Raw genomic sequence first — 2,266 nt, 5'->3', positions numbered from 1 at the left:
CCGCCGAGGGCGCCCGGACCGCCGCCGGCCTGCGGGAACGCGCCCGGCGCGCGGTCGCCGAACTCGACCGGGCCGGAGGCTTCCGGCGCAAGGTCCTGGTGGTGCTGGGCACCACCGGGAGCGGCTGGGTCAACGAGGGGATCGCTGCACCGGTGGAGTACCTGTACGACGGGGACAGCGCCGAGGTCGCCCTCCAGTACTCGTACCTGCCGAGCTGGCTCTCCTTCCTCACCGAGGGCGAGGCCACCGACGCCGGGAAGGCCCTGTACGACGCGGTGCACGCGCACTGGTCGCAACTGCCCGCCGACTCCCGGCCCCGGCTGATGGTGGCCGGCGAGAGCCTCGGCTCGTACGCCACCGAGCGGGCCTTCCCCGGCGGCGTCGAGCAGCTGACCGGGCAGACCGGGGGAGCGCTGCTGGTCGGCCCCACCCCCGACAACCCGCTGCGGGAGGCGGTCACCGACCGGCGGCAGCCCGGCAGCCCGGTCTGGCGCCCGGTCCACCAGGACGGGCGGAACGTGCGGTTCGCCCAGCGGCCCTCCGACTTCGCGCTGCCGGAGGGCGCGCCCTGGGACCAGCCGCGGGTGGTCTACCTGCAGAACGGCAGCGACCCGGTGGTGTGGTGGGAGCCCTCGCTGATCTGGCGCAAGCCCGAGTGGCTGGCCGGGCAGCGCGCCCCCGACGTCTCCCCGACCATGCGCTGGTACCCGCTGGTGACGTTCTGGCAGGTCACCTGCGACCTGGCCGCCTCCGAGGCGGTGCCCGAGGGGCACGGGCACCGCTACGGGCTGATGCCCGCCGAGGCGTGGGCGCGGATCGCCCCGCCCGAGGGGTGGACCGGGCAGGACACCGACCGGCTGGTGGCGTACCTGGCGGACCGCCGCTGACTGCTGCTGGCCGCTGCCGACCGTTGCCGGCCGTCGCCGGCCGGGTGCGGGTGTCAGCGGTGCGCGGGCGCCTCGACGCGTCCTCCGGCGGGGGCGGTCGCTTCGGTGGGGGTTCCGGGGGAGGTACCGGTGGGGGTTCCGGGGGAGGTTCCGGTCGTGCGGGTGCCGCCGGTGGTGCGCCGGTCGCCCAGCAGGCGGTGGGCGAGGGCGGCGGCCGCCAGCAGCAGGGCCGCCGAGACCCAGGCCGCGACCGTCACGCCGTGCACGAACGCGTCGTTCGCGTGGGCGAGCAACTGCTCGGCCGGGCCCGCCGGGAGGGCGGCCGCGGCTTCCCGGGCGCCGCCCAGCGACTGGCCCGCCTGCTCGGCCAGCGCCGGGTCGACACCCGCCGGAACGGACAGCGACCCCGCGTACAGCGCCGTCACGATCGAGCCGACCAGCGCGATGCCCAGCGCCGCGCCCAGCTCGTACGCCGTCTCCGACACGGCCGAGGCGGCACCCGCCCTGTCGGCCGGGGCGGCACCCAGCACCAGGTCCGAGGAGAGCGTGTACACCACGCCCTCGGCGGTGCCCAGCGCCAGGAAGGACGAGCCGAGCAGCAGGTAGGCGCTGTCCACCCGGACGAAGCCCAGCACGCCGATGCCCAGGCCCATCACGAACAGGCCCGCCGTCAGCACCCGGCGGGCACCCGCGCGCCGCACCAGGACGGCCGTCAGCAGACCGCCCGCCACCGAGCCGACGAAGGCCGGCAGCTCGGCGAAGCCCGCGTGCAGCGGGGAGTAGCCGCGGACCAGCTGGAGGTACTGCGACATGAAGAAGATCACGCCGGACAGGCCGATCAGACAGATCAGCGAGGACACCACCGCCGCCGTGAACCGCGCGTTCCGGAACAGCCGGACGTCCAGCAGCGGCGTCTCCAGGCGGAGCTGGCGCCGGACGAACAGCGCCAGCGCGGCCGCGCCCAGCCCGAACACCAGCGGGGTCGTCCACTGCTCCGGGCCGTGCACGGCGAACTCCTTGACGCCGTACACCGCGCCGATCACACCGGCCATCGACAGCAGCACGCTCAGCACGTCCCACCGGCCCGGACGCGGATCGCGGGACTCCGGCAGCAGCCAGACGCCGGACACCAGCAGCAGCACCATCACCGGCAGGTTCAGCAGGAACACCGAACCCCACCAGAAGTGCTCCAGCAGCACGCCGCCCACCAGCGGGCCCAGCGCGGCACCGGCCGCGGCGCCCGCGCCCCAGACGCCGATCGCGGTGGCCCGCTCCTTCGCGTCCGGGAACAGCGTGCGGATCAGCGACAGCGTGGACGGCATGATCGTCGCGCCCGCCACGCCCAGCAGCGCCCGGGCCACGACCAGCCACCCCGGGCC

General features: G+C 75.7%; 2 protein-coding genes. One reads left to right on the top strand and one right to left on the bottom strand.

All coding sequences use genetic code 11. The features are described 5' to 3' along the window. Window positions 1-887 (top strand): alpha/beta-hydrolase family protein (locus ACFUEL_RS38755; protein ID WP_380242763.1); only part of this gene is annotated, 887 nt, incomplete at its 5' end. A gap of 53 nt (window positions 888-940) precedes the next feature. On the opposite strand, the gene ACFUEL_RS38750 is transcribed toward ACFUEL_RS38755, so the two are convergent. Next, the coding region (locus ACFUEL_RS38750) for an MFS transporter (protein WP_380242761.1) at window positions 941-2,266 on the bottom strand (1,326 nt) is incomplete at its 5' end.

Source organism: Kitasatospora sp. NPDC057198 (assembly GCF_042670125.1).
Classification (GTDB): Bacteria; Actinomycetota; Actinomycetes; order Streptomycetales; family Streptomycetaceae; genus Kitasatospora.
Note: the sequence above shows the minus strand (reverse complement) of the source record. Positions and strands in the feature narration are given on the sequence as shown.